A 20,473-nucleotide genomic window follows, 5' to 3' on the forward strand; every position below is an offset into this window, starting at 1 on the left:
CTGCAAGAACCTGCAAAAGATTATTAGATGCGCTCAGTCCGCTTTCATGCATGGACCTGAGCCAGTTTCTGATAAGCTCAAACCCCAAGGTGTTTCTTGCGCCAAACACCTCCGATCAGGACCTTGTTTACAGGGCAAAGGGGAGACTCGTCGAGAACGGCCTAAGGCAAGAGGTGATAGAGGTCAACTACGACATGCAGCAGCTGTCCCCAGGCGATCTGTACGTCAGCTACGACCCGCCCGACTTGGTGGTCAGGACTGTTTACGAAAAAAAGCCGAGCGGGATTGTCAAGATGAAGAGCGTGGCCATGATAAAGCTCTAGCCCTGTATGTTCCTGATCATTTCTACGATGCCTTCAAATGGCTGCTTGCTCTCAGTGCCGTCCTTCATCGATCTAACTACGACCTTATCCTCTGCCATGTCGCCTGCCGCGATGATGACTGCGACGGTCGCGCCCCTGCTGGATGCGTCGTCCAGCTGCTTGCGCAATGCCCTTCCAAGGATGTCATAGTCGGCTGGGATGCCGCTATTCCTGAGAAGGGACGCCATTTCAAGCGCCCGTCCCTTTATCTCCTCACTCGCATAGGCGACGTAGACAAGTGGCCTTGGAGACTGCTTGATCACACCGCGCTTTTGGAGCGCCATCAGGATGCGCTCGATGCCGCCGGCGGCGCCCGTCGCGCCGATGTCCTTACGCCCAAAGGCGTCTGTGAGCCTGTCATACCGGCCGCCGCCCACAAGGGCGCCGCCATCCGAGTTGGCATCGAACACTTCAAAGACCGTGCCAGAGTAATAGTCAAGCCCGCGCACGATGCCAAGGTTGAGCGCGGCGTTGTCCACTCTCCTTGATTTGAGCGAGTCCATCAACGAAGTAAGTTTGTCCCACCCTTCCAGGTTCTGAATATCTGGCGAAATCGCCGCATAATCAACGGGGCCCTTTATCTGCGAGAAGTCCAAGAGCGCTTGGAGTTTTACAGGATCGACTGCATCCTTGTATTCTTCCAGGACTGTCGGCGCGCCTTTCTTTGACACCTTGTCTACTGCGCGGAACATTGCAAGCACTCTTTCTTCCTCGGTTACGTCGAGCTTGGTCCTGATGAATTGCTCGACAAGCTGCCGGTCGTTCACCTGTATGGATACTTCCAGCGCAAGCCTTTTGAAAAACGAGGCGACAAAATCTATCACCTCTGCGTCAGATTCCTGCGACTTTGGGCCGTAAACTTCGATGTCCCACTGGTGGAAGTAACGATACCTGCCTGCCTGCGGCTCGTCGTAACGCCACACGCCAGAAAATGACGCGAGTTTCGCCGGCATTTTCATGTCCCGCCGCAAAGCGACGTAGCGCGTGAGGCCTATTGTTAAGTCGAAGCGCAGCGCAACGTCCCGCTCGCCCTTGTCCTTGAAAGCGTAAATCTCGTTTGAAATGGATGCCCCGCTCTTGGCTTCAAGCGTCGACAGCAACTCGATGGGCGAGGGCTCCATCATCTTGAAGTTGAAAAGCCGGGCAGTCTCAAAGAACCTGTCACGCACGTAGTTTATGCCGTCAAGGTCCCCCGGCTCGATGTCCCGCATCCCGCGGGGAAGCTCTATGTTCACACTTTAGGCACGAGTCTGTCTGCATTTAGATTTTGCGATGCATACATACGCGTTTCCAGTGGAAAGTTCCATGTTTAAAAGAGTCGATCCCGGTGCGTTATTATAACATCCCGCCAAATCATGGGTGATGACCGGGGGCTATCACTTTTTGGAGCACATGACAGACGCGGTCATAGAAGCTTACGGCGGGACGCTTGAAGAAGCGTTTGAGCAGGCCGCGCGGGGACTCAATGACACCATGATTGATCTCAAGGGCGTCACGCCAGACCGCGAACTGAGGATAAACGCCAAGGGCCACGACCTGGAGTCGCTCCTGTTTGACTGGCTCGACAAGGTGATGCTCATCCTGGTTGCAGACGGCATCGTGATGTCCGAGTTTTTAGTAAAGATTGACAAAACAAACTGCGACTATGTGCTTGCCGGCGCAGCAAGAGGGGAAAAGCTGGATTTGAAAAAACACGCGTACAAAGTAGAGATAAAGGCTGTCACCTACCACGAGATGTCGGTAAAGCAGGAAGCCGGCAAAACTACTGTAAGGTTCCTGCTCGACCTCTGACAATGCTTATTAGCGCCCCGGCACCGATTGTCCGGTGAAAACGCGATGACCGAGGACAAGATAAACGTCGTAGGAGTAAACGTTCTGAAGCAGAACGGAGTAAACGTTGATGAGGTAGTCAATCTGCTGGTGTACAACGCGTCGGTAGAGTTCACAGCATACTTTTATTTCACGAACCTGCGGGCGCACTGCACGGGACTCGAGGGCGAGGGCATCAAGGGCGTCATCGAGGACGCAAGGATGGAGGATCTAAGTCACTTCGAGTCATGCATACAGCGCCTCTACGAGCTTGGCGGAGCACTTCCAAATGACGCAATTGAATTCATACGGATGTCAGGCTGCGAGTTCTTGCAGCTTCCCATGCCGGCTACAAACCTGCAGGAGATACTGAAAAAGTGTCTACTAGCCGAGCAGGGGGCGATCGTCAACTGGAACAAGATGTGCAATTTGACTATGGGAAAGGACCCGGCGACCTACGACATCGCCAAGGACATACTGAAGGAGGAAATAGAGCACGAGGCGTGGTTCTTGGAACTGCTGTATGGGAGGCCGTCGGGGCACATGCGCAGAAAATACGCCGGCGAGCGGCCGCACACCCACAAGCACTCTAGGGCTCTCTCGCAGCTCTAGTTCTCTTTTTCTGCTTTTTTCACAAAGATGTAGTTCATGACAAACGCCGCGATGAGCGCGCCGATTATGGGGGCCGCCCAGTACATCCAGTGATAGTCCCAGTAGCCTGATACCACCGCGGGGCCGAAGGTCCTGGCTGGGTTCACACTCGCGCCCGTTAATGGGACGCCTACGAGGTGGATCAGGAATATCGTGCCTCCTATAGCTATTCCCGCGAAGCCGGCCGCGGCCTTCTTGTGGACTGCGACCATGAAGATGGTTGTAAGCAGGAAGAATGTGAGTATCAGTTCAACAACAAAGCCCGAGGCGACGCTCGAATCAAGGAATTCGCTTGGGCCTTCCTGCACGCCATAGTTGACTTGCGCGCCAAAAGTCGGGGCTATAGCCGCCAAAGTTGCAGACGCGGCAACTGCGCCTATCAGCTGGAACGCGACGTAGGCTCCACCGTCCTTGACGTTAATGCGCCTTGTAGCCATCATGGCTATGGTGACGGCAGGGTTAATGTGCGTGCCGGAGACGTGGCCAAAGACATAGACCATGAGGCCGATAACTGCGCCGTGGCTGAACGATATTATCAGCAGCGCCTCAGGCCCCATGCTGAGGCCAAACATCGCTATAGCAATAATGATTGAAAGCGGTCCAAAGAAGACCAGCGCGTACGTGCCAATGGCTTCTGCAAGCCACGCTCTTGGGTTTACCACGTGCAATTAACCTCCGGCCAGTCTATATAAAATAATCGACACGTTTCACCGTAGTCTACCCAAACCACTTTTCAAGCGATTGGCTCCTGTTGTACTGGGCTTTGTGCAGGCGGTCAAGGGTGCCGGCGACCCTGTCTGTCGAGAAGCTTTTCTGGACGCACAAGTAGTCCAGCACTTTCTCGCGGTCGACCGGACCAAAGTCGACCCTATCTACGCTTGGAACTTGTGGTCTCAAGAAGATGTCGCGTATCTCTTGGTACGGGATCGCTTGCAGCTGCTCTTTTATCTTCTCGATGTTCTCGATCCTGCCGCTTTCCTTTATCAGCTTGAGTGCGGTCTTGGGGCCTATCCCCTGAAACCCGCCAGGGTTAAAGTCAGTGCCAATCAGTATTCCAACGTCGACCAGCTGGTCGTGGGTAAGGCCGGCCTCTTTGAGAACATTGTCATGCTCGATTATCTCCGGCTCCACGTCGACGTACGCGTTGCGGTTTGGCACCTTGCGCCGGCCGCTCACCGCGAGGTTGCGCACAAGCCTTTTTGCCCCAAAGAGTATCGAGTCATAGTCCTGGCTTGCAGCCGCGTAGGCAAGGCCCGTCTTTGTCAGGTGCGCCGCCGTAGCTTCGCCGTCGGCAGGGGCTTGGATGTGCGGTATGCCAAGCGCCACTAGCAGCTTTTTCGACTCTTCAACCATGGTGTCGGTCAGGACGGAGGTGCGCTTGCCATACTTCACCGCGTCTTCCATCCTGCCTTCTTCTAGCGCCTGATTATACTGCTGCATGGCTTGCTGCTTGACCTGGTGGCGGCGCTCCACTTCCTGCTGCTTCAGCGCGTGCATCTTGCCGTCAAAGACGTAAACGGGCTTGATGTTCTCGATAAGCAGGTTGACATTGCGGTAGAAAAGCCCGCTCAAATGGCTGGTGATCTCGCCCCTTCCGTTCATGAGGGGCTCGCCCGTCGGGCCCCTGATTGTCGCAAGGAACTGGTAGATCGCGTTAAACGCGTCTATCGCAACCACCCTGCCGGAAAGCTCTGCAAGCTTTAGCGGCTGCGCTGTTACAAGCGGCTTTAAGTCGAGTCCCATGCCGCCGTTACTTGCGAAAGGGAAATCTATTATGTTTACTGCCTATAGTTGCGCAGCGTCTGGGCTATCCAGCCGACGTCCTCCCTGCTCTTTGCGAGCCGGCCCAGTTTTATGCAGTCACGAATGTCCCTTGATTTCAGCTTGTTCCACACGGCGTCTGCTATTGCTGCTGAAACGTCGCGAGTCACGCCGTCCCTGCCAAGGATATGGGCGCACACTTCTGCAAAACTTCCAAAGGAGTAGGGCTTGAAGTGGAGCACCATGAACCTCGAGAGAAGCGGAGTAAGCATCCTGTCTGTGCCGTTGCTCGTCGCAAACACCCATGTCTTTAGATGGGTGTTGCGCGTCTTCTGGAACTTGGTCTCTGCCAGGATTCCGGTCTCCATGAGGCTCAAGAGCACTGTCTGGTCCTTTGCCGGCATGTGCTCTATCTCGTCCACTATGAGGTACCTGGGCCTCTTGTCAAACAGGTAGTCTACCATGCCTGACTTGGTGCTGTGGCTTCCAAGCGTGAAAAACGAACGCTCTAGCTTCATGCACTCGAGCATGAAAAGCGTCTTTGCCGAAGCCGGCGGGCCGACAAGCAGTATGTGCACCGGCTTGTCAGAGGCAAGCGACATGCGGAAAAGTCGCTTTACGTCGTCGTAGCCTACTATGCTCTCAAATAATGGCTCGCTGCTCACCGCGCCCTCTACGCGGTACTCAGAGACATCCTCTACGCGCAGGTCTTCTGACACTTGCTTGTGTTCGCAAAGTGTGGTATTAGCGATTCCTGCTAAATATAGGTGCCAACAGGCTCTAATTTTCTAGACCCGAGTATCATGCCGCCGAAAACGAGCGTATCACGGCCAACACGCTCTCACTTAGCTTGAGCGTGTACGCTGCGGCATCGTCTGACGACATCTTTGACAGCTCCTCGAGGAACTGGGTCTTGTCGCGACCGCGCTCGTACATGCCTCCGGATTCTTTTATGCACAGGGGGAATTTCTGCATCTTGATGCCCCCTGAATTCAGGTGCTGGATGAACTTGCGGTACGCGTCCGCGTCGTACCATTCCCGCTTTTGCTCCTCACAGTATGCTATCCACACGTCTATGGTGTTCTGGAAGAACGCCTTGCTGCGTAGCTCTTCAAGAGTCATTCCTGCTAAAAGTCGGCACGCCTCATCTTGGAGCCGCACCTGGGGCAGGCGCCGCCCTTGAACTTGTGGCCGCACGCAATGCATACGTAGCTTATGCCGCTACCGCCGCCCAGCATGCCACCAAATCCGCCGCCCTGGCCGCCCATGCCCATACGGGCCATAGCGCGCCGGCGCACAAAGTACGAGATCCCGAGAAAGACGCCTATTATAGGTATGAGAGTGAGAAATCCGAGGTATGGCCAGAGCAGAAAGTTCAGGGCTATGCTTATCGCAAGCGAAACCATTATCCACATCATTGACTGGGCCATCCAGTTCATATGTCAGAGATAACTTGTCAAGTTTCTTTTATTAAGTTTTCCAAGTCGCAGCCCAAAAGCGCTTAAAAGGACGGCTGGTTCTACCTGCTCCATGCTCCGGGCCCCTGCGCAGCCGGCCATATTTCTGCTCTGCGAGTCGTGCCACTGGTGCGCGACGTTCCTTGACAAGACAAAGGTCAAGGACAGGTGCATAATCTGCTCGGGCGCGTCGCTGTCAAGCTTTCCAATCATGGCCGACGAATCGTTCACCCTCGGCTTTGATGCCAAGCGCGGCCTGGAAATGGACTTTGGCCGGCGCAGGAAATGATCAATTTTCTATCGTGACTTCCAGCCCGTTGCCTTCTCTGTCCCACGCTCCTATCGTCTTGTCCTCGTACGGGAAGCTGATGATTACGGAAACGAGACCGAAAAAGTGATTGAGGTCCTCAAGCGAGGGCCTGTTCGATGCTCCGGGGTGCGAGTGCGCTGTGCCGACGTAGGCTCCGTTCAATGGCAAATCGTATAGCGAGAAGCCGGAGTAAAAAGGCCCGTTTGCAGAAAAGGGCGGGATCACGAGGCCGTCTATTGTCACCACGTTCTCTTTCTTCTTCCCCTGCAGAATCAATATGGCCTCGTTCGGGTGCCAGGTCTTGGCAAAGGAGACGATGCCGTCGGCTGCCTGGCGCGTGATGACTACGCGCCTTCTTGGCCTCTCGCCCTTCTTTTTGAACACCACAAGGATTTTTCTTGCACTGGATATTTTAACATTGCAAAGCAGAATGGATAATAAGCAGAACATCTAAGGGGGAGCTGACGATGACGCGACGATGCTGTTGAAAAAAATAGAGAACAAGATAATCGTCAGAAGGGGCATGGTCGGAAACGACAGGGACGGCACTCCTCTTCTGATAAACGGCAGGGGCGAGGCCTACCGCGTCAACGACACGGCGATTTCATTGTGGCATCTGTGCAACGGCATCACCTTTGACGACCTCTTGCTTGAAGTTTTGCGCATTTCATCCGGCGATGAGGACGACGTGAAAGAGTCGCTTGAGGAAATGGTGTGGCAGTTTCACAAGATTTCTGTCGTGGAAATGAAGGACGGGCTCAGCGCTGCCCACAGATCTGAAACGCGAACATAAAGTAGCCGGCTATTTTTCCGCTGCGCCTGTACGGGTAAAAGTTGCCCCATTCCTTTGGAGCCAGCTCGTGCTTTATCTCCCTGGTCTCTGCCTTTTTCATAGACACCCTGGCAAGCCTGTCTCCAAGTATTGCAGACCACGGCAGCTGCGGCAGCGAATCTTTCTTGTTGACAATCACGGCGACCACGCGGTTGGGGTTTTCCCTGTCAAGGATGATAGAGTAGGCGCAGTCGTCGTTCTCTCCAAACGGGTCGGCGCCACCGAGGGTAAAAGGGTCTATCTGCACGTACTCGCGCAGGCGGTCTCTCAGCGAGTCGGCAAGCCCTGAGGCGATTGCAAGGTCTGTTAGCGTTAGTTTCTTGAGCTCATCAAATGTCGGCGGCCTGGTGGATGTCGCAAGCACGATAGTCCTCTTGAGCACTTGATTATATAATTTTTGAGCCTGCGACAAAGGCATAAATTGACTGGCAATATTACACCGCGTGCCGGGGTACCCAAGCTAGGTAAGTCACGGTAGACCCTAAAAGGGGTCAGCCTCGAGATCTAACAACAGACGCGCTAGCTGATGTCCTTCGGGACTCGAGGGTTCAAGTCCCTCTCCCGGCGCTTTTATCCACAATGAATACCGTTAAAAATGCCCGCGGCTTTGCAGATTCATGGCAAAGGCACCGGACTCGCTTGAGAAGATAGCCGAGGAAGTGACAGGGTGCCCGCTATGCAAGCTGGCAAGGACTAGAAAAAATGCTGTCCCGGGTGAGGGCCAGCTTGCAGCCAAGATAATGTTCGTCGGCGAGGCGCCGGGCAGAAGCGAAGACGACAAGGGCAGGCCGTTCGTAGGCTCAGCCGGGAAGATACTGGACGAGATGCTTGCAAAGGCCGGCATACAGCGATCGCAGGTGTTCATTACAAACGTGGTGAAGTGCCGCCCGCCAAACAACAGGGTGCCGGAAGACGATGAAGTTGCCGCCTGCATGCCGTACCTTGACAGGCAGATCGCGCTGATACGGCCAAGGATAATCTGCATACTTGGCCGGACCGCCTACTCATCGCTTCTGGGCGGGAGCTCTATAACCGCAAACAGGGGCAAGGTCATTGAAAAGGCGGGTCAGAAATATTTCCTGACTATACACCCGGCAGCAGCGATATACAACAAGAGCATGCTCTCGCTCCTTGAGGCCGACCTGAAAAAGCTCGCCAAAGAGGTGCGAAAGGAAGGAAGCGGCGGCTTTTCGCTGGAGGACTTCATGTGACTGCATGCTTGCCAAGCTCATTTTACGGGAGGAAAACGGAAGATGTCGCAAGGGACCTCGTGGGCATGGTTCTTGCCCACACTCTCCGGGTGGGGAGCAAGATGCACCGCCTTGCTGGCGTCATCGTAGAGACAGAGGCGTACGGCCATGCTGACGATGAAGCAAGCCACGCCTATCGAGGCGTGACTCGAAGAAACGCGGTGATGTTCGGGCCGGTGGGCAGGGCCTACGTCTATTTCACCTACGGCAACCATTTTTGTGTCAATGTCTCTGCAAGGCCGCCTGACGCGGCGGCCGGCGCCGTACTGATACGCGGGATAGAGCCCGTTGAAGGAATCGACGTGATGAAAAAGCTGCGCGGCATTGGCGACGTGCGCTTGCTTGCGTCGGGGCCCGGCAGGCTCACGCAGGCATTTGGCATTACACGCGTGCAGAACGGGACCGACATGACAGACTGTGGATCGGAATTGTGCATAGAGAAGGATGCCATGAGGGAGGCGGTAGCCACCCCGAGGGTGGGAATAACAAGAGCCACTGAAAAGAACTGGCGGTTTGTCGACCCCTCAAGTCCCTGCATCTCCCGCAGGATTGCAGGCGTTAGCTGGCAGGTAAAATAGAGCTCCTTTACAGGTTTTTTATGTCAGCCCGAAATGCAATGAAGGTGAAATGATTGACCGCATACAACCTTACAATGGACGACGAGAAATTGGGACTAAAACCTGAAACCCTCTTCAAGATATACGGCGCAATAGAGGCGCAAGCAAGGCAGTCAGCTAAGGCAGACATCAGGCACGAGCTGCGCATATCACAAGACGGCAGAATCAAGACAAGGTTCCACGTGGCCGTGTCTGACCGGATGGCGCCGCACCTGCTGGCTGCAGTGCAAAAGCAGGCAGAAGCCGAATACGGAATCGGATTAAAGTCGTACCTGCACAAGCTACAGGAACAATTGATGGGCCAGATGTTTGTCGGCGCAAGTGACCAGATAAACGTCAAGTTCGGCTAGACCTGCGTTCTATGGAGGACGCGTACTCTTTTTCTATGGCCGCAAGCAACATTTTCCCGTTTATCTTTCCTTTCGACTTTATCATGGCTGCTATTGAAACGCCACCTGCGCCAACTCCTTCCTTGACAAAGCCTTCGGCAAACGCCCTGAGACCCGGTTTTTTTGATTTTTCAAAATGCAGGTCGCACGACAGGACCGGCACTCCGGGAGCAACGGCCCTGACAAGCCCGGCAAGGTCAGACGACCTGTCGGCGGCGACGTATTTCGTGGTTCCGATGGAGATATTTTTCAACGGCAGGCTGAGCCCTTTCAGTAGAGCAAGCACGGCGGCCATCTGGGTGCCGCCTGCAAGCATCACCTTTGCGCCCGACCTGATTGCTCCTGCCGCTATTCCTGCTACCGACGGCATCATAGGGTCGCCGACGAGCGCCACTGCCTCCAGTGGCTTCATTCCACGTCTTGCTTTTGCGCGCGCAAGCGCTTCAACTACCACTTTGTTCTTCAGAGAATGCGGGTTTTCTGGCATGCTGCTGCTCACCTTGAATTTCGCGTTGACGCCAAGCGCCGTCAGGACTGCAAGCGCGGTGGTTGTGCCGCCGGGTATGCTCTCTCCTATCACAACAAGGTCTGACGCTTTTGCAAGCTGCGAGCCGAGCGCTCGGCCGTAGTCAACTGCACTGTGGACATCGTTGATGTCGATGGCATCTTCTGTTGTAATGTTGCCGCCGGGTTTTAGGCCAAAAGAGACTGCCGGGATTAACGGCTTGATCTCTGTCCCTGCCTCAACAACCAAAAGAGGGATTTCTGCCAACGCAAGCACGGCACGGGTTATTATCGCAGGTGTCGGCTTGCCATCTGGAGTAGCAGGCACACCGGGTATACACCTGCATCTGCCATAATGGAGGAACTCTGCGTCTGCCGGCGATGTGCGCTTTACAAGCTCGGGGTTTGCCCCGGCCACCGTCAGGCCGGGTATCTCGCTTGTTGCAGTGTGCGATACGACGCACACAAATGCTGGCCTTGATGCGGCAAACCTTGCAAGTGCATGCTTGGTGCCCTGTATGTCCGGGTACACCGGTCAGTCACCGTGGCCCATGAATTCCAAGAATTCCCTTTCTGTCCGGGGTTGCAGAACATAGTTGAACCTTTTCTCATGCCCTATGGTCGAAGTCGGCGTGGGCCCATAATTGTGCCCCGGATACACTATTAGCTTTTCGTCAAACCCCTTCACCTTTTCAAACAGGCTGCGGTACATCTCTTTTGGGTCGCTTCCCGGTAAATCCACTCTGCCGCAGTTTCCCACGAACAGCGTGTCGCCGGTGAACACGAGCTGGCCTTCCAGGATTAGGCAGATGCTGTCCTTGGAATGGCCCGGTGTGTGCATCACGAGCAGCTTTGTGTTTCCAATGGTTATGATATCGCCGTCTCTAACTGTCATGTCCTTGTCAAGCTGCGATGCTTCATGCTGGACTATTTTTGCGCCTGTCACCTTGGCCACCTGCTCGTTTCCAAGCACATGGTCAAAGTGCGAGTGCGTGTTTATGACGTATTTTGCAGTCCAGCCTTTTTTTTTCAACACGTCGAATATCTCTTCAATGTCCCATGACGGGTCGATAACTGCCGCCTCGTCGGTCTCTTCGTCTGCAATCACGTAGGTAAAGTTGGCCATCTGGCCGACTGGTATCTGCAGTACCTTCAAACCACTCCCCTCTCTGCCTCCGGAGGTATCCCTATATTTTCCACGTACACCGGGCCGGTGTACTTTTTCGCGCTCTTGCCTTCAAGCCCAGCTTTCATGCGGTGGAACGTTACAGTCGCGTCAGCCTTCACGACTTTTTCGTGGATCGCGCCGGTGTTCGGATCGAAGCCCGACGGAACATCAATTGCAAGCACGTACGCCTTTGAGTTGTTGATAAGGTCTATCGCAGCGGCATAGGGCTCACGGATCTCACCGCGTATGCCTGTGCCAAATATGCCGTCTAGGACGATGTCTGCATTTGCAACGCGTTTCTTTATTTCATTGTTGATTTCCCTGCCAAATATTATCTCGACGCTGTCCATTTTCTCGATTATGCCCCAGTTGAGCCGGGCCTCCTCGCTCTTTATGCTCGACGGGTCCCCCAACAGGATGACCGTGGCCTTTGCTCCGTGGCCGGCAAGGTGTCGGCAGGCCACAAAGCCGTCGCCGCCGTTGTTGCCTGTGCCACAAACGGCCACGACTTTCTTGCCCTTGACGTTCTTGAGCCTGCCTACCACAAAATCTGAAATGCCGTGGCCGGCGTTTTCCATCATCAAAAAGCGCTTCATTCCGATAACCATGTGGCCGTTTTCCTCTATCTTGTACATCTGCTCCGACGTTATGGCCCCGCCTTTCATCCGGAAGGCAGCTCATTCTCTAACATAAAAACTAATTATCGTGGAAGCTCCACGGACTTAGGAAGGAATATCGACACTTGATCACCCAATATAATCACTACCACTGTTATCCCCTTCCTTGGTCAACAAAATGGCTAATTATGTGTCAAGGATGAACCTTTATCCATTAGACCGGATGGTATTTCTTGGGTTCTATCCTATCATGACATTGCCATGAGTCATCCTATGCAGCCAGAGCTGTTCTTGGTATGGTGTCAGGTAGTTACACATGTCACAGGTAAGCAAATTCTCCATTAGCTGCCCGGCCTTGGCAGGGACGCCAACGGTGATTATGTCATCAAACTGCATTATCTGGCAATTCTGGTATTCGTGTTTTGATTTGGTGAAAGATCTTATTGCATCAATTACACTATTCTTATCAACAATTGCATTGTGGCTACTTCTAACGAAAATTTCATCAGTTTCCAATACGATGTAGGTTTCATGGTTGACATGTAGATTCAATTGGAGGTAATCATAAAGAGCCTCCGCCAAATCTGGGTCAGTAGAACAGCTAATGGTTAGGCTCGTAGCAGAGTCAGCCATATGACGTTATATATCTATGACTGGCAAGTGATAAATATTACCCACGGGTCGATCCAACGTCGAACATTTCGGGTGTTTGGTACGAAACTAGTCCGGACCCCTCTAGAATGAGAACACCCGTCAATGGAGACATTTTTACTCCACAAGTAGGAGGTCTGACATATGCCGGGTGGTAAATGGACACCTGACGACAAAATACGGATAGTGCTGGAATCGCTGACCACAAACATCACCGTAGCTGAACTGTGCAGAAAGTACAACGTAAACCCAAACCAGTACTACGTCTGGAAACAACGCTTCATCGACGGCGGAAAAGCTGCTTTATCACACAAACCCGGTAAGAACCAGGTAACAAAAGAGGCAGAAATAGAGCGCCTGAAGAAGCTGATTGGCGAGCAGACGATAGTCATAGACGCGTTTAAAAAAACGTTAGAAGCAGCGAGGAGAGGCTAGCCGTGGTACATGAGATAACCAATGCAGGACTGAGCTTGAGAAAGGCGCTGTCGTACGCAGATTGCAGCAATAATCTGTACTACCACAAACCAGAACCAAGGGATGTCCGGTTTGACCAGCAGGTACTGGAAAAGACCCGGGAAATAGCTGTACAGAGACCGACCTACGGTACCCGGAGGATGGCAGCCATGCTCACAAGGACACTTGGAAGGCCAGTCAACCGAAAGCGCGTACAGAGGATATTCCGCAAGCTGTGCTACGTGACGCCATCGAGAACCAAGAGGGAAATCATACGCTCAAAAGAAAAGCCGGTAAAAGCCACCCGGCCAAACGAGGTTTGGGAAGTAGACATGACGTACATATGGTGCGGCATTGACGGCTGGGGATACCTGTTCAACGTGTTTGATGTCTATACACGGGAATGGGTTGGCTATTGCTTTGATTTGTCTGCAGTCAAGGAAAACGCCATAATATCGGTGGAAAATGCCCTGGTGAGCCACGGAGACGTGGTACCGGACAAGCTCACCCTACGCGCAGACAACGGCTCCCAGTACACGTCCAACGCCTTCCGAAAGTCCCTGTTGGTACTGGGACTGAAACTGGAACACACCGCCTTCAACACGCCGGAGCAGAACGGGCACATAGAGTCGTTCCACAAGACGCTAAAGAAGGAATACATCTGGACCATGGATTTCCAGAACTACCAGCAAGCTGAAGCTGCAATCAAAGGAGCGTTCCTTGACTACAACCAGTGCAGGATCCATTCTTCGCTCGGGTATCTGACACCGTACGAGTTCATCGCCCGACTGAAAACACAGGTGATAAATAGTGCCTGAAAGTACCCCTAAACTGATGCAAAAACCGTTCTCAAAGTACGGGGTCCACTCCAAAACATAGTCACTACTTATTCCACGTGCGGAAGCCATTAACAGAGCTAATTGTGCTCAACTCACGCATACTAAGCGATTATGTTGGTAGCATACGACTACAAAACGTTAGTTCTTGTTGGAAACTCCCTCCCGCGATGCCGTCCTATGGATACGCGAAGAGGCGTTGCTAAGAGCATTGGTAGTTGGGATAGCTTTGATGATTTACATGGCTCGATGAATAAAGAAGCGGGAGAGCCAATCGCGTTGATTAGCTCGGACTAGTTCTTTGCTGTTCCCGAGGAGGTAGCTACGCAATGAGTAGTTCAAGCTGGATGGGTGTCAAATTAAACGACGTGCCTGGAAACGCGGCTTCAATTTGGCATTTGATATTTAATGCTAGTATGATTTAATTAGGACTCAACCATTGACCGGTTTTAGGACCAAGTGGTCAATGAGTGGCTCCAGAGAGTGTCCAAGGCGATTCAAGTACAAGGGATAAACTACTGAAAGAACTGGAGAGACTTGGATGCAACGTACAAGAACTTGGTACTCTGTCCACAAAGGCTCTTGAAAGCTTGCGGATGGGCATTCGCTCAAAATTCGCTAATTATGTAGATACTGCAGGCGATCAAGACCTTAGCAGAGCAAAGATCGCAAAAGGCTTGGCTGCCCAATATCGCACCAGCGGAATATCTGGCATAGGAGCCTTCTCAGAAATATGTCATCAGTGGAGAGCAGAGACCACAGCAGCTGTATACCGCCTTCAGCAGATTTTGGAAATGATCGACAATACATATTTTGAATACCTCAATCTCGGTCATGAAGGGTTCGTCAAGAAATATTCCTAGAACTATTGGATACGAAGGGCTTCTTTGGTACCGTGGGTTTGGTGTCCCGCTCTGTCTTCGTGCCCAATGTTGACGTCAAACGCGAAAAATCACCCATTATCTCGGCTGTGTCTCTTTCTTCAGTCTCTCGACGAGAATTTTAGCCAGATCGTTGCCAAGGAAATACAGTAACATCCCTTCAACCTCTTCGGATGAATAGTAATGATTGCTGTCCAAGACAACGCCTCTCCTTTCGATTGCGTCGAAAAACATCTTTGCTACATCCGGCCCCAAAACATCAGGCCAGACGCGGGCTTCTCTGATAAAATCCCCCCGGAAAGTGGATCCTTGATTCGCGTTACTTTGGGGGTTCACTCGAATACTGAATTTTTCCTCTACTAGATAAAGACTTTCATAAGTATCATCTTCTGGGAGGGGTGAATTCTGGAATTTCTCAAAGATTCTCAACATGTTATGTATTGAAGAGGTGCCCTTGCTAATGCACAAAGAAGTGAATACAGAAAGTTTATAGTTCTTCTTGGGCATCTCCGCATCGATGGCGTCGAACCTTGACCAGTTCTGCTCTCAAATATTGAGCCTAAACAGGGGGATAAGGTACGTCGGCATAGCAAATAAGGAGCCCAAGCTTCTTAGTAGCGCCTATCGTAAGGGTCTTACACCGTTATTGACCGTCGAAGAGACCGAGAAATCGATCTTGCAGTCTCTACTTAGAATGGGCACCCGTGAAACACTTGAGAACAAGCTCGGCGAAACTTTCTATGCACTTGCGATGTACAAGAAAGTCAAGCGCGCGAGCATACCAGTGCGACGGGCGTCAAGAATCACTCACATACTGATGGTTTCCTTCGATGTTGAAGTAGACCATGAACCGATTATTCTCAAAGAGATATTACCGGCACTCGAACAGCTTCCTCTGTAGCCAAATCTGAGGCGATGCTACAAAATCACTACTTTTGTTGAACAAACTAATTCCCGAATCTGTGGCCTAGATACCTCGAACTGCCAAACCAGACACCATATCCTATTAACCCATATGTGACGGGTAGCAAGTAAGGTTCCCAGTATCCCAAGGCATACGGCCAATGGTTTTCCAACATAAGCCAAGACATCAGGGTATCAGACTTGCTACCGCCTGCATTGCAAGGGAAATCCGCGCACAAAGCGCTTCCCAGCAATAACCGAAACTGGTGGTAGACAGCCAAACCAGTATTGCGGCAGTTATTGAGGCAGGAATCCCAAACATTTGGCTCCTGGCCGCCGCGATGGCATTCACAGTCTAAGTTATTCACGACATACTGATAAGACTAGAGTTTAGAACGCCCGCCGCACCCTCTTGAGGCCCAATAACGGCACGGTGTAAAATGCATAAAATGACCAGTGTTTTGCGGGGATTTTTACCCTCATAAACTAATTTTCGCTATCCCTGGCTAGGAATTCTTTCAGCCCCGGGTCGATGCTTGCCACGTCGCCAAGCGTCATGTCGCCGGGCCTACCTTTCCTGACCCACGTGATGTAGCCGTCGTTGTCAACGATTATCGTTTTTGAGCGCACCAGGTACCGCAGGATGACATTTATCTTATACGCGCTCATGGACGGCAAGAGCCCACCAAGGTCGCGCAAGCGCGGATAGCCATCAAAATTCCTGACTACTTGAAGAAATTCTTCGACTTCCTGCTCCGTTATCTCGTTTGCCGGCCTTGCTTTCCTGTCGGGCTTTCTGCGCTTCATTTCAGGAACGGGAACTCGAGCGTCGACTTTTCAAGCCCTAACACCGGCACGTAAAGCGACTGGGCGTCGCCGCCAAGGTTGTCGACATAGGAAAAGTCGCCGGTAAGTCTCCTGAGCTGGATGAACCTTTTTGCCGGCTTGCCTTGTTGCACCACATAGTGCACTGTGGAACTTCCGACAGCGCCTGTCTGTATGAAGAGCACGTCCTTGCCGCCGTGGGTTATGTGGTACAACATGGGAACTACGCCTAGCATAGATTGCGACGAGTAGATGATGACCTTGAGCATGTCTCCAAGCTCTTCGTATTTGAGGTAGACGATGTCTGACACGCCGGGGGTATGACGGCTACTACATATTTCCTTTTTGTATGGACTCGCTTATCCGCTTCTCCGCGGCCCTCACATACTCATCGTTAGTGTCAAAGCCGACATAACGCCTGCCTGCCTGCGAGGCGGCGACGCAGGTGGTGCCAACACCACAGAACGGGTCGAGCACTACGTCTTCTGCAAAAGTGTACAGCTGGATGCACCTGTAAGGCAATTCTACCGGAAAGGGTGCAGGGTGGCCGACCCTCCTTGCCGACTCGGCGGGAAAATCCCAGACACTTTTTGTATACTTCAGGAACTGCTCCTTTGAAATGGTGCTCTTTTTGCAGCCTGCTTTACGCGAGAACTCACCCTTTGAAAACACCAATATGTATTCGTGCACGTCCCTCAGGGTGGGGTTTGACGCCGACTGCCAACTTCCCCAAGCGGTAGAGGTCCCAGCGCTTGAGCCCTTGTTCCATATGACCTCTCCGCGCATCTGAAAGCCGGCCGCAAGCATATCTTGTATAACGTAGCTGTGAAGAGGTATGTACGGCTTTCTCCCGAGGTTTGCGACGTTGATGCACACACGCCCGCCGCCAACCAGAACACGGAAAAGCTCTGCAAAGACGCGCCGGAGGAGCGACCTGTACTGGTCGAGGGTGAGGTCGCGGTCGTACTTCTTTCCCGCGTTGTACGGTGGGGAGGTGACTGCAAGGTGGACGCTCCTGTCGGGCAGTTCGCTCATGCTCTCGCTGCTCTTGCAAAACACGCGGTCGACAGATTCCTGCGGCACGCGATTTTCTTGCTCGCCTGCCAAGCTTTCAGCCTTTGGAGGATAGAGCTTGCGGCCGTAAAACGCGGACGAGTCATGGCTTTCCCTCCGCGACACCCCAAAATCACTGGTCTTGGTGGGAGCGCGCCTTGCCAACGCATTCTGGAAGCAGTCTACTCCTTATAACCTTGCAAGGACCGGTGGTTTCGCATAGTACTTCTCTCTATGGCCTGGCTTCACGGCGCGCTTTTATACAATTTTCTTGAAGGTTGGTCGAGCATTGCGGAAGGCAGAGAATGTTGGATGAGGACATCAAGATAGAAAACCCGGGCAAGGAAGATGAAAACTGGTTTGCTGAAGTCCTAAACAAGGCCAAAAAGCTGGCAGGGGTGGATTCGGTGAACGTGAACTCCGGGGAAAGGTACGCGCAATCTGACTATGTCCTGCAGAGTTTATTGGCTTCATTGAATCCTGCAAAAAGTGACGAGCGCAACGCGATGATGTAAAGCACCGCACTGAGGCAGCTGCCGACAAACTCGCGCGTTAGAATAAACGCTGCTGCTGATTGATGAACACGCGGAGTCACAAAGATATTTATGCAATACGTCTTTCTGATAGAAGCGGATACTTTTGGCCGACGCCATATCTCACGACGTTCTGATAATTGGATCCGGCCTTGCAGGCCTGCGTGCCGCGATATCGGCAGCTGCCGTAGACAGGAACCTGAGCGTCGCAGTGCTGTCAAAGGTGCAGGTGATGCGCTCGCACTCTGTGTCTGCAGAAGGCGGCACGGCGGCGGTGCTGTACGAGGAAGAGGGCGACAACGCTGAATCGCACGTGTACGACACGATAAAAGGGAGCGACTTTCTTGCAGACCAGGACGTGGCAGAGCGCCTCGTGCGCAACATGCCCTTTGAGATATACCAGATGGACCACTGGGGTATGCCCTGGTCCCGGCGCAAGGATGGTAGGATAGCACAGCGCAAATTCGGCGGCTACTCGTTCCCGCGTGCAACATTTGCCCAGGACAAGGTCGGCTTTTACCTGATGCAGACGCTGTACGACACTTGCCAAAAGTACGACAACATTCACTTTTACAACGAGTGGTTCTGCACGTCGATATTGCGCGACTCGGCATTCCGGGGCATGTCTGCCATCGAAATGAAGACCGGCGACTTTACCGTCTTCAAGGCGCCGGCAGGGATAATATGCACTGGAGGCGCCGGCAGGATATACAGCTTTTCCACCTACGCGTTCTCGTCGACTCCTGACGGCCTTGACATGGCGTTTCGGGCCGGGCTTCCCATGAAGGACATGGAATTCGTCCAGTTTCACCCGACAGGCATCATGCCTTCCGGGATACTGATAACTGAAGGCGCAAGGGGTGAAGGAGGCTATTTGGTAAACAACAAGGGCGAGCGCTTCATGAGCAGGTACGCGCCCGGCAAGATGGAGCTCGCGCCCCGCGATGTGGTGTCGCGTTCGATGATAAAGGAGATCCAGGGAGGCCGTGGCTTCAAACACGAGACGGGTTACGACTGCCTAAAGCTCGACCTGACACACCTTGGAGCCGAGCGCATAAAGGAGGTCCTTGCAGGCATACGAGAAATAGGCATCAAGTTCTCCGGCGTAGACATCATCGACGAGCCCATAGAGGTGAGGCCTGTGTGCCACTACATGATGGGGGGCATCCACGCAAACGTTGACGGCGCCACGGAGCTTCCCGGCCTCTGGGCCGCAGGCGAGGCTGCCTGCAACAGCACGCACGGCGCAAACAGGCTCGGCGCTAACTCGACTTCAGAGTGTATAGTCTGGGGCAGGATTACGGGCGAACTTGCAGCCAGGCACGCGGCGGCAGAAAAGTTGCGCGTGTCTGACATTTCTTACGAACAAGTCGCCGCAGAAGAAAAGCGCATCTACGACGGGATTTTCCGGGGCGCCGGTGGCGTCAACCCGTATGACGTACGCAAAGAACTGACAGACACGATGGATGCAAAGGCTTATGTTTTCAGGAACGAGGAGAATCTGTCGTCTGCATTGAAAAAAGTGCGCGAGCTCAAGACAGCCATGTGGAAGCACGTCGACGACAAGGCCAAGGAGTACAACACCAACTTTACAAACGTCATGGAGATAGACTCCATGCTCCGCACCGCCGAGGTCGTCCTGGTGGGCGCACTTAACCGCAAGGAGTCGCGGGGCGCGCACGCGCGCATAGACTACCCGACTCGGGACGACGCGAACTTCTTAAGACATACGCTCGCTTACCACACCCCGGATGGACCGCGCATGGACTGGCACCCGGTAACGTTCACACGTTATGCGCCGGTGGAGAGGAAGTACTGATGGAAGTCTATGACCGCAACAACCGCGAGGGGCTCAAGGGCTGGCTAAACCCTGGCCGCTACGGTTGGGAGCGCGTATCTTACTGGCTGCAGCGGCTGACAGGGGTGGGCCTGCTTGTGTATTTTGTCGGTCACGTCTATGAGACCAGCAGCCTCACGCAGGGCTTTGACGCGTGGAACGCGATGCTGGAGCTGACGCAGACGCCGCTGGGCCACATGATACTGTTGCTTGTAATCGGAATGAGTACGTTCCATTCTGCAAACGGTATACGCCTGATATTCACACACGGTGGCAAGGGCCTTGGCAAGCCGGGCAGACCAGACTACCCATACGACCCAGTTTCGCTCAATTATAGGCAAAAGTCCGGCATATGGGTAGCGCTAATATTGGCTGCAGTCGCAATGCTGTACGGAGCTTCAGTTCTGTTTGGAGGCGAATAAGGTGCTCAGAGAAAGCCAGATAATGAAAATCCACTACATGACAGGCATAGCAGCCCTGTTCGTGGTGGCGGTGCACATACTCATGCGACTGGTCATGCCGTTCAACCTCAGCCTCGAGTTCGACAACGTTATCCTGAACTACCACAACCTACCCTACGCCGTTCTGCTGGAGTCGATACTGGTGCTTATTGCGATACACGGCTTTAACGGGCTTCGGGTCATCCTGCTTGAAATGCGGCAGAGCAGGGGTTGGGAGAATTTCGTGACCGTCGTGACGATAGTTGCAATGATGGGCGTAATAGCGTACGGTACGCGCACGATAATCGTAGCCAACGGGCTATCACTTGGTTGA

The 20,473-nt window shown here is 53.1% G+C and carries 32 protein-coding genes and 1 tRNA gene; 17 read left to right on the forward strand and 16 right to left on the reverse strand.

Translation table 11 applies throughout. The annotated features are described in order from the left end of the window. Positions 1 to 50: 50 nt before the first annotated feature. A complete protein-coding gene (locus VGA14_RS04895) occupies positions 51 to 323 on the forward strand; it encodes a hypothetical protein (RefSeq protein WP_331002633.1) in 273 nt (90 codons plus the stop codon). Here the strand turns inward: VGA14_RS04895 and hisS are convergent. Continuing rightward, complete coding sequence (gene hisS, locus VGA14_RS04900) at positions 320 to 1,597, reverse strand: histidine--tRNA ligase (RefSeq protein ID WP_331002634.1); 1,278 nt, start codon at positions 1,595 to 1,597, stop codon at positions 320 to 322. The genes VGA14_RS04895 and hisS overlap by 4 nt on opposite strands. 127 nt (positions 1,598 to 1,724) lie before the next feature. On the opposite strand from hisS, the gene VGA14_RS04905 reads away from it, so the two are divergent. Both VGA14_RS04905 and dps read left to right on the forward strand, forming a co-directional pair. Next, entirely contained in the window at positions 1,725 to 2,153 is a 429-nt protein-coding gene (locus tag VGA14_RS04905) for an archease (protein WP_331002635.1), read from the forward strand. 45 nt (positions 2,154 to 2,198) lie between these two features. Next, complete coding sequence (gene dps / locus VGA14_RS04910) at positions 2,199 to 2,783, forward strand: DNA protection during starvation protein (RefSeq protein WP_331002636.1); 585 nt, start codon at positions 2,199 to 2,201, stop codon at positions 2,781 to 2,783. Here the strand turns inward: dps and VGA14_RS04915 are convergent. From VGA14_RS04915 to VGA14_RS04935, 5 genes are all read right to left on the reverse strand, one after another. Beyond that, the gene (locus VGA14_RS04915; protein WP_331002637.1) at positions 2,780 to 3,484 is read right to left on the reverse strand and encodes an MIP/aquaporin family protein; all 705 of its coding nucleotides are present in this window, start codon (positions 3,482 to 3,484) and stop codon (positions 2,780 to 2,782) included. The two genes, dps and VGA14_RS04915, sit on opposite strands and share 4 nt — an antisense overlap. Positions 3,485 to 3,539: 55 nt before the next feature. Next, entirely contained in the window at positions 3,540 to 4,565 is a 1,026-nt protein-coding gene (gene fen / locus VGA14_RS04920) for a flap endonuclease-1 (protein ID WP_331002638.1), read from the reverse strand. 35 nt (positions 4,566 to 4,600) lie between these two features. After that, complete coding sequence (locus tag VGA14_RS04925) at positions 4,601 to 5,302, reverse strand: ATP-binding protein (protein WP_331002639.1); 702 nt, start codon at positions 5,300 to 5,302, stop codon at positions 4,601 to 4,603. Positions 5,303 to 5,384: 82 nt separating this feature from the next. Further along, a complete protein-coding gene (locus tag VGA14_RS04930) occupies positions 5,385 to 5,705 on the reverse strand; it encodes a hypothetical protein (protein ID WP_331002640.1) in 321 nt (106 codons plus the stop codon). 5 nt (positions 5,706 to 5,710) lie between these two features. Continuing rightward, on the reverse strand, positions 5,711 to 6,022 hold the full coding sequence (locus tag VGA14_RS04935) for a hypothetical protein (protein WP_331002641.1): 312 nt from the start codon (positions 6,020 to 6,022) through the stop codon (positions 5,711 to 5,713). Positions 6,023 to 6,113: 91 nt separating this feature from the next. Here VGA14_RS04935 and VGA14_RS04940 point away from each other — a divergent pair, with 91 nt between their 5' ends. Beyond that, positions 6,114 to 6,329, forward strand: a complete 216-nt coding sequence (locus VGA14_RS04940) for a hypothetical protein (RefSeq protein ID WP_331002642.1) — start codon at positions 6,114 to 6,116, stop codon at positions 6,327 to 6,329. On the opposite strand, the gene VGA14_RS04945 is transcribed toward VGA14_RS04940, so the two are convergent. Beyond that, a complete protein-coding gene (locus VGA14_RS04945) occupies positions 6,330 to 6,737 on the reverse strand; it encodes a Mov34/MPN/PAD-1 family protein (protein ID WP_331002643.1) in 408 nt (135 codons plus the stop codon). A 91-nt stretch (positions 6,738 to 6,828) separates the two neighbouring features. Here VGA14_RS04945 and VGA14_RS04950 point away from each other — a divergent pair, with 91 nt between their 5' ends. Beyond that, positions 6,829 to 7,143: a PqqD family peptide modification chaperone gene (locus VGA14_RS04950; protein WP_331002644.1), complete on the forward strand. Its 315-nt coding sequence runs from the start codon at positions 6,829 to 6,831 to the stop codon at positions 7,141 to 7,143. On the opposite strand, the gene VGA14_RS04955 is transcribed toward VGA14_RS04950, so the two are convergent. Next, positions 7,109 to 7,546 (reverse strand): hypothetical protein, encoded by a 438-nt coding sequence (locus VGA14_RS04955; RefSeq protein ID WP_331002645.1) that lies wholly within the window; start codon positions 7,544 to 7,546, stop codon positions 7,109 to 7,111. The two genes, VGA14_RS04950 and VGA14_RS04955, sit on opposite strands and share 35 nt — an antisense overlap. Positions 7,547 to 7,627: 81 nt before the next feature. Between VGA14_RS04955 and VGA14_RS04960 the strand changes: the two genes are divergently transcribed. The 4 genes from VGA14_RS04960 (at position 7,628) to VGA14_RS04975 (ending at position 9,399) form a co-directional block, all read left to right on the forward strand. Continuing rightward, positions 7,628 to 7,749 (forward strand) — tRNA-Ser (locus VGA14_RS04960). Positions 7,750 to 7,799: 50 nt separating this feature from the next. After that, the gene (locus VGA14_RS04965; protein ID WP_331002646.1) at positions 7,800 to 8,393 is read left to right on the forward strand and encodes a uracil-DNA glycosylase; all 594 of its coding nucleotides are present in this window, start codon (positions 7,800 to 7,802) and stop codon (positions 8,391 to 8,393) included. An 8-nt stretch (positions 8,394 to 8,401) separates the two neighbouring features. Beyond that, entirely contained in the window at positions 8,402 to 9,010 is a 609-nt protein-coding gene (locus VGA14_RS04970; protein WP_331002647.1) for a DNA-3-methyladenine glycosylase, read from the forward strand. 53 nt (positions 9,011 to 9,063) lie between these two features. Continuing rightward, positions 9,064 to 9,399 carry a hypothetical protein gene (locus VGA14_RS04975; protein ID WP_331002648.1) on the forward strand — a complete coding sequence of 112 codons (336 nt, stop codon included), beginning with the start codon at positions 9,064 to 9,066 and terminating at the stop codon, positions 9,397 to 9,399. Here VGA14_RS04975 and cobT read toward each other — a convergent pair. From cobT to VGA14_RS04995, 4 genes are all read right to left on the reverse strand, one after another. Continuing rightward, positions 9,386 to 10,474 (reverse strand): nicotinate mononucleotide-dependent phosphoribosyltransferase CobT, encoded by a 1,089-nt coding sequence (cobT, locus tag VGA14_RS04980; protein ID WP_331002649.1) that lies wholly within the window; start codon positions 10,472 to 10,474, stop codon positions 9,386 to 9,388. The genes VGA14_RS04975 and cobT overlap by 14 nt on opposite strands. A 3-nt stretch (positions 10,475 to 10,477) precedes the next feature. Then, positions 10,478 to 11,098 carry an MBL fold metallo-hydrolase gene (locus tag VGA14_RS04985; protein ID WP_331002650.1) on the reverse strand — a complete coding sequence of 207 codons (621 nt, stop codon included), beginning with the start codon at positions 11,096 to 11,098 and terminating at the stop codon, positions 10,478 to 10,480. Then, the gene (locus VGA14_RS04990) at positions 11,095 to 11,775 is read right to left on the reverse strand and encodes an NAD(P)H-hydrate epimerase (RefSeq protein WP_331002651.1); all 681 of its coding nucleotides are present in this window, start codon (positions 11,773 to 11,775) and stop codon (positions 11,095 to 11,097) included. Before VGA14_RS04990 ends, VGA14_RS04985 begins: the two co-directional genes overlap by 4 nt. Before the next feature lie 192 nt (positions 11,776 to 11,967). Then, positions 11,968 to 12,360, reverse strand: coding sequence for a hypothetical protein (locus VGA14_RS04995; protein WP_331002652.1), 393 nt, complete (start codon positions 12,358 to 12,360; stop codon positions 11,968 to 11,970). A gap of 162 nt (positions 12,361 to 12,522) precedes the next feature. On the opposite strand from VGA14_RS04995, the gene VGA14_RS05000 reads away from it, so the two are divergent. From VGA14_RS05000 to VGA14_RS05010, 3 genes are all read left to right on the forward strand, one after another. Beyond that, positions 12,523 to 12,813, forward strand: coding sequence for a transposase (locus VGA14_RS05000; RefSeq protein WP_331002653.1), 291 nt, complete (start codon positions 12,523 to 12,525; stop codon positions 12,811 to 12,813). 2 nt (positions 12,814 to 12,815) lie between these two features. Then, entirely contained in the window at positions 12,816 to 13,649 is an 834-nt protein-coding gene (locus VGA14_RS05005; RefSeq protein WP_331002654.1) for an IS3 family transposase, read from the forward strand. 488 nt (positions 13,650 to 14,137) lie between these two features. Continuing rightward, positions 14,138 to 14,530, forward strand: a complete 393-nt coding sequence (locus VGA14_RS05010; protein WP_331002655.1) for a hypothetical protein — start codon at positions 14,138 to 14,140, stop codon at positions 14,528 to 14,530. Positions 14,531 to 14,626: 96 nt separating this feature from the next. Here the strand turns inward: VGA14_RS05010 and VGA14_RS05015 are convergent, their stop codons facing one another. Then, entirely contained in the window at positions 14,627 to 15,055 is a 429-nt protein-coding gene (locus VGA14_RS05015) for a hypothetical protein (RefSeq protein ID WP_331002656.1), read from the reverse strand. 10 nt (positions 15,056 to 15,065) lie between these two features. Here VGA14_RS05015 and VGA14_RS05020 point away from each other — a divergent pair, with 10 nt between their 5' ends. Then, positions 15,066 to 15,449, forward strand: a complete 384-nt coding sequence (locus VGA14_RS05020) for a hypothetical protein (protein ID WP_331002657.1) — start codon at positions 15,066 to 15,068, stop codon at positions 15,447 to 15,449. Between the two features lie 488 nt (positions 15,450 to 15,937). Here the strand turns inward: VGA14_RS05020 and VGA14_RS05025 are convergent, their stop codons facing one another. The 3 genes from VGA14_RS05025 to VGA14_RS05035 are packed head-to-tail and all read right to left on the reverse strand — an operon-like array spanning position 15,938 to position 17,494. After that, entirely contained in the window at positions 15,938 to 16,258 is a 321-nt protein-coding gene (locus VGA14_RS05025; protein WP_331002658.1) for a hypothetical protein, read from the reverse strand. Next, positions 16,255 to 16,587, reverse strand: a complete 333-nt coding sequence (locus VGA14_RS05030; protein WP_331002659.1) for a hypothetical protein — start codon at positions 16,585 to 16,587, stop codon at positions 16,255 to 16,257. Before VGA14_RS05030 ends, VGA14_RS05025 begins: the two co-directional genes overlap by 4 nt. Positions 16,588 to 16,606: 19 nt before the next feature. After that, positions 16,607 to 17,494 (reverse strand): site-specific DNA-methyltransferase, encoded by an 888-nt coding sequence (locus VGA14_RS05035; protein ID WP_331002660.1) that lies wholly within the window; start codon positions 17,492 to 17,494, stop codon positions 16,607 to 16,609. A gap of 140 nt (positions 17,495 to 17,634) precedes the next feature. On the opposite strand from VGA14_RS05035, the gene VGA14_RS05040 reads away from it, so the two are divergent. The 4 genes from VGA14_RS05040 to VGA14_RS05055 all read left to right on the forward strand — a co-directional run bounded on the left by VGA14_RS05040 (position 17,635) and on the right by VGA14_RS05055 (position 20,473). After that, positions 17,635 to 17,844, forward strand: a complete 210-nt coding sequence (locus tag VGA14_RS05040) for a hypothetical protein (RefSeq protein WP_331002661.1) — start codon at positions 17,635 to 17,637, stop codon at positions 17,842 to 17,844. 124 nt (positions 17,845 to 17,968) lie between these two features. Next, on the forward strand, positions 17,969 to 19,681 hold the full coding sequence (locus tag VGA14_RS05045; protein WP_331002662.1) for a succinate dehydrogenase/fumarate reductase flavoprotein subunit: 1,713 nt from the start codon (positions 17,969 to 17,971) through the stop codon (positions 19,679 to 19,681). After that, positions 19,681 to 20,121, forward strand: a complete 441-nt coding sequence (locus VGA14_RS05050) for a succinate dehydrogenase (RefSeq protein WP_331002663.1) — start codon at positions 19,681 to 19,683, stop codon at positions 20,119 to 20,121. The genes VGA14_RS05045 and VGA14_RS05050 overlap by 1 nt, the downstream gene beginning before the upstream one ends. Before the next feature lie 22 nt (positions 20,122 to 20,143). Beyond that, positions 20,144 to 20,473, forward strand: coding sequence for a succinate dehydrogenase (locus tag VGA14_RS05055; RefSeq protein WP_349257137.1), 330 nt, complete (start codon positions 20,144 to 20,146; stop codon positions 20,471 to 20,473).

It is taken from the genome of Nitrososphaera sp. (assembly GCF_036397675.1).
Lineage (GTDB): Archaea > Thermoproteota > Nitrososphaeria > Nitrososphaerales > Nitrososphaeraceae > Nitrososphaera.

Bases quoted from the DNA above. Each gene is read 5' to 3' on its own strand.
- VGA14_RS04950 (WP_331002644.1), top strand. From the start codon at position 6,829: ATGCTGTTGAAAAAAATAGAGAACAAGATAATCGTCAGAAGGGGCATG.
- fen (WP_331002638.1), bottom strand. From the start codon at position 4,565: ATGGGACTCGACTTAAAGCCGCTTGTAACAGCGCAGCCGCTAAAGCTT.
- VGA14_RS04995 (WP_331002652.1), bottom strand. From the start codon at position 12,360: ATGGCTGACTCTGCTACGAGCCTAACCATTAGCTGTTCTACTGACCCA.
- VGA14_RS04895 (WP_331002633.1), top strand. From the start codon at position 51: ATGGACCTGAGCCAGTTTCTGATAAGCTCAAACCCCAAGGTGTTTCTT.
- VGA14_RS04965 (WP_331002646.1), top strand. From the start codon at position 7,800: ATGGCAAAGGCACCGGACTCGCTTGAGAAGATAGCCGAGGAAGTGACA.
- VGA14_RS05015 (WP_331002656.1), bottom strand. From the start codon at position 15,055: ATGCCCAAGAAGAACTATAAACTTTCTGTATTCACTTCTTTGTGCATT.
- VGA14_RS04905 (WP_331002635.1), top strand. From the start codon at position 1,725: ATGACCGGGGGCTATCACTTTTTGGAGCACATGACAGACGCGGTCATA.
- VGA14_RS05040 (WP_331002661.1), top strand. From the start codon at position 17,635: ATGTTGGATGAGGACATCAAGATAGAAAACCCGGGCAAGGAAGATGAA.
- VGA14_RS04930 (WP_331002640.1), bottom strand. From the start codon at position 5,705: ATGACTCTTGAAGAGCTACGCAGCAAGGCGTTCTTCCAGAACACCATA.
- VGA14_RS05000 (WP_331002653.1), top strand. From the start codon at position 12,523: ATGCCGGGTGGTAAATGGACACCTGACGACAAAATACGGATAGTGCTG.
- VGA14_RS05020 (WP_331002657.1), top strand. From the start codon at position 15,066: ATGGCGTCGAACCTTGACCAGTTCTGCTCTCAAATATTGAGCCTAAAC.
- VGA14_RS04990 (WP_331002651.1), bottom strand. From the start codon at position 11,775: ATGAAAGGCGGGGCCATAACGTCGGAGCAGATGTACAAGATAGAGGAA.
- VGA14_RS05050 (WP_331002663.1), top strand. From the start codon at position 19,681: ATGGAAGTCTATGACCGCAACAACCGCGAGGGGCTCAAGGGCTGGCTA.
- VGA14_RS05055 (WP_349257137.1), top strand. From the start codon at position 20,144: ATGAAAATCCACTACATGACAGGCATAGCAGCCCTGTTCGTGGTGGCG.
- VGA14_RS04935 (WP_331002641.1), bottom strand. From the start codon at position 6,022: ATGAACTGGATGGCCCAGTCAATGATGTGGATAATGGTTTCGCTTGCG.
- VGA14_RS04940 (WP_331002642.1), top strand. From the start codon at position 6,114: ATGCTCCGGGCCCCTGCGCAGCCGGCCATATTTCTGCTCTGCGAGTCG.
- VGA14_RS05025 (WP_331002658.1), bottom strand. From the start codon at position 16,258: ATGAAGCGCAGAAAGCCCGACAGGAAAGCAAGGCCGGCAAACGAGATA.
- dps (WP_331002636.1), top strand. From the start codon at position 2,199: ATGACCGAGGACAAGATAAACGTCGTAGGAGTAAACGTTCTGAAGCAG.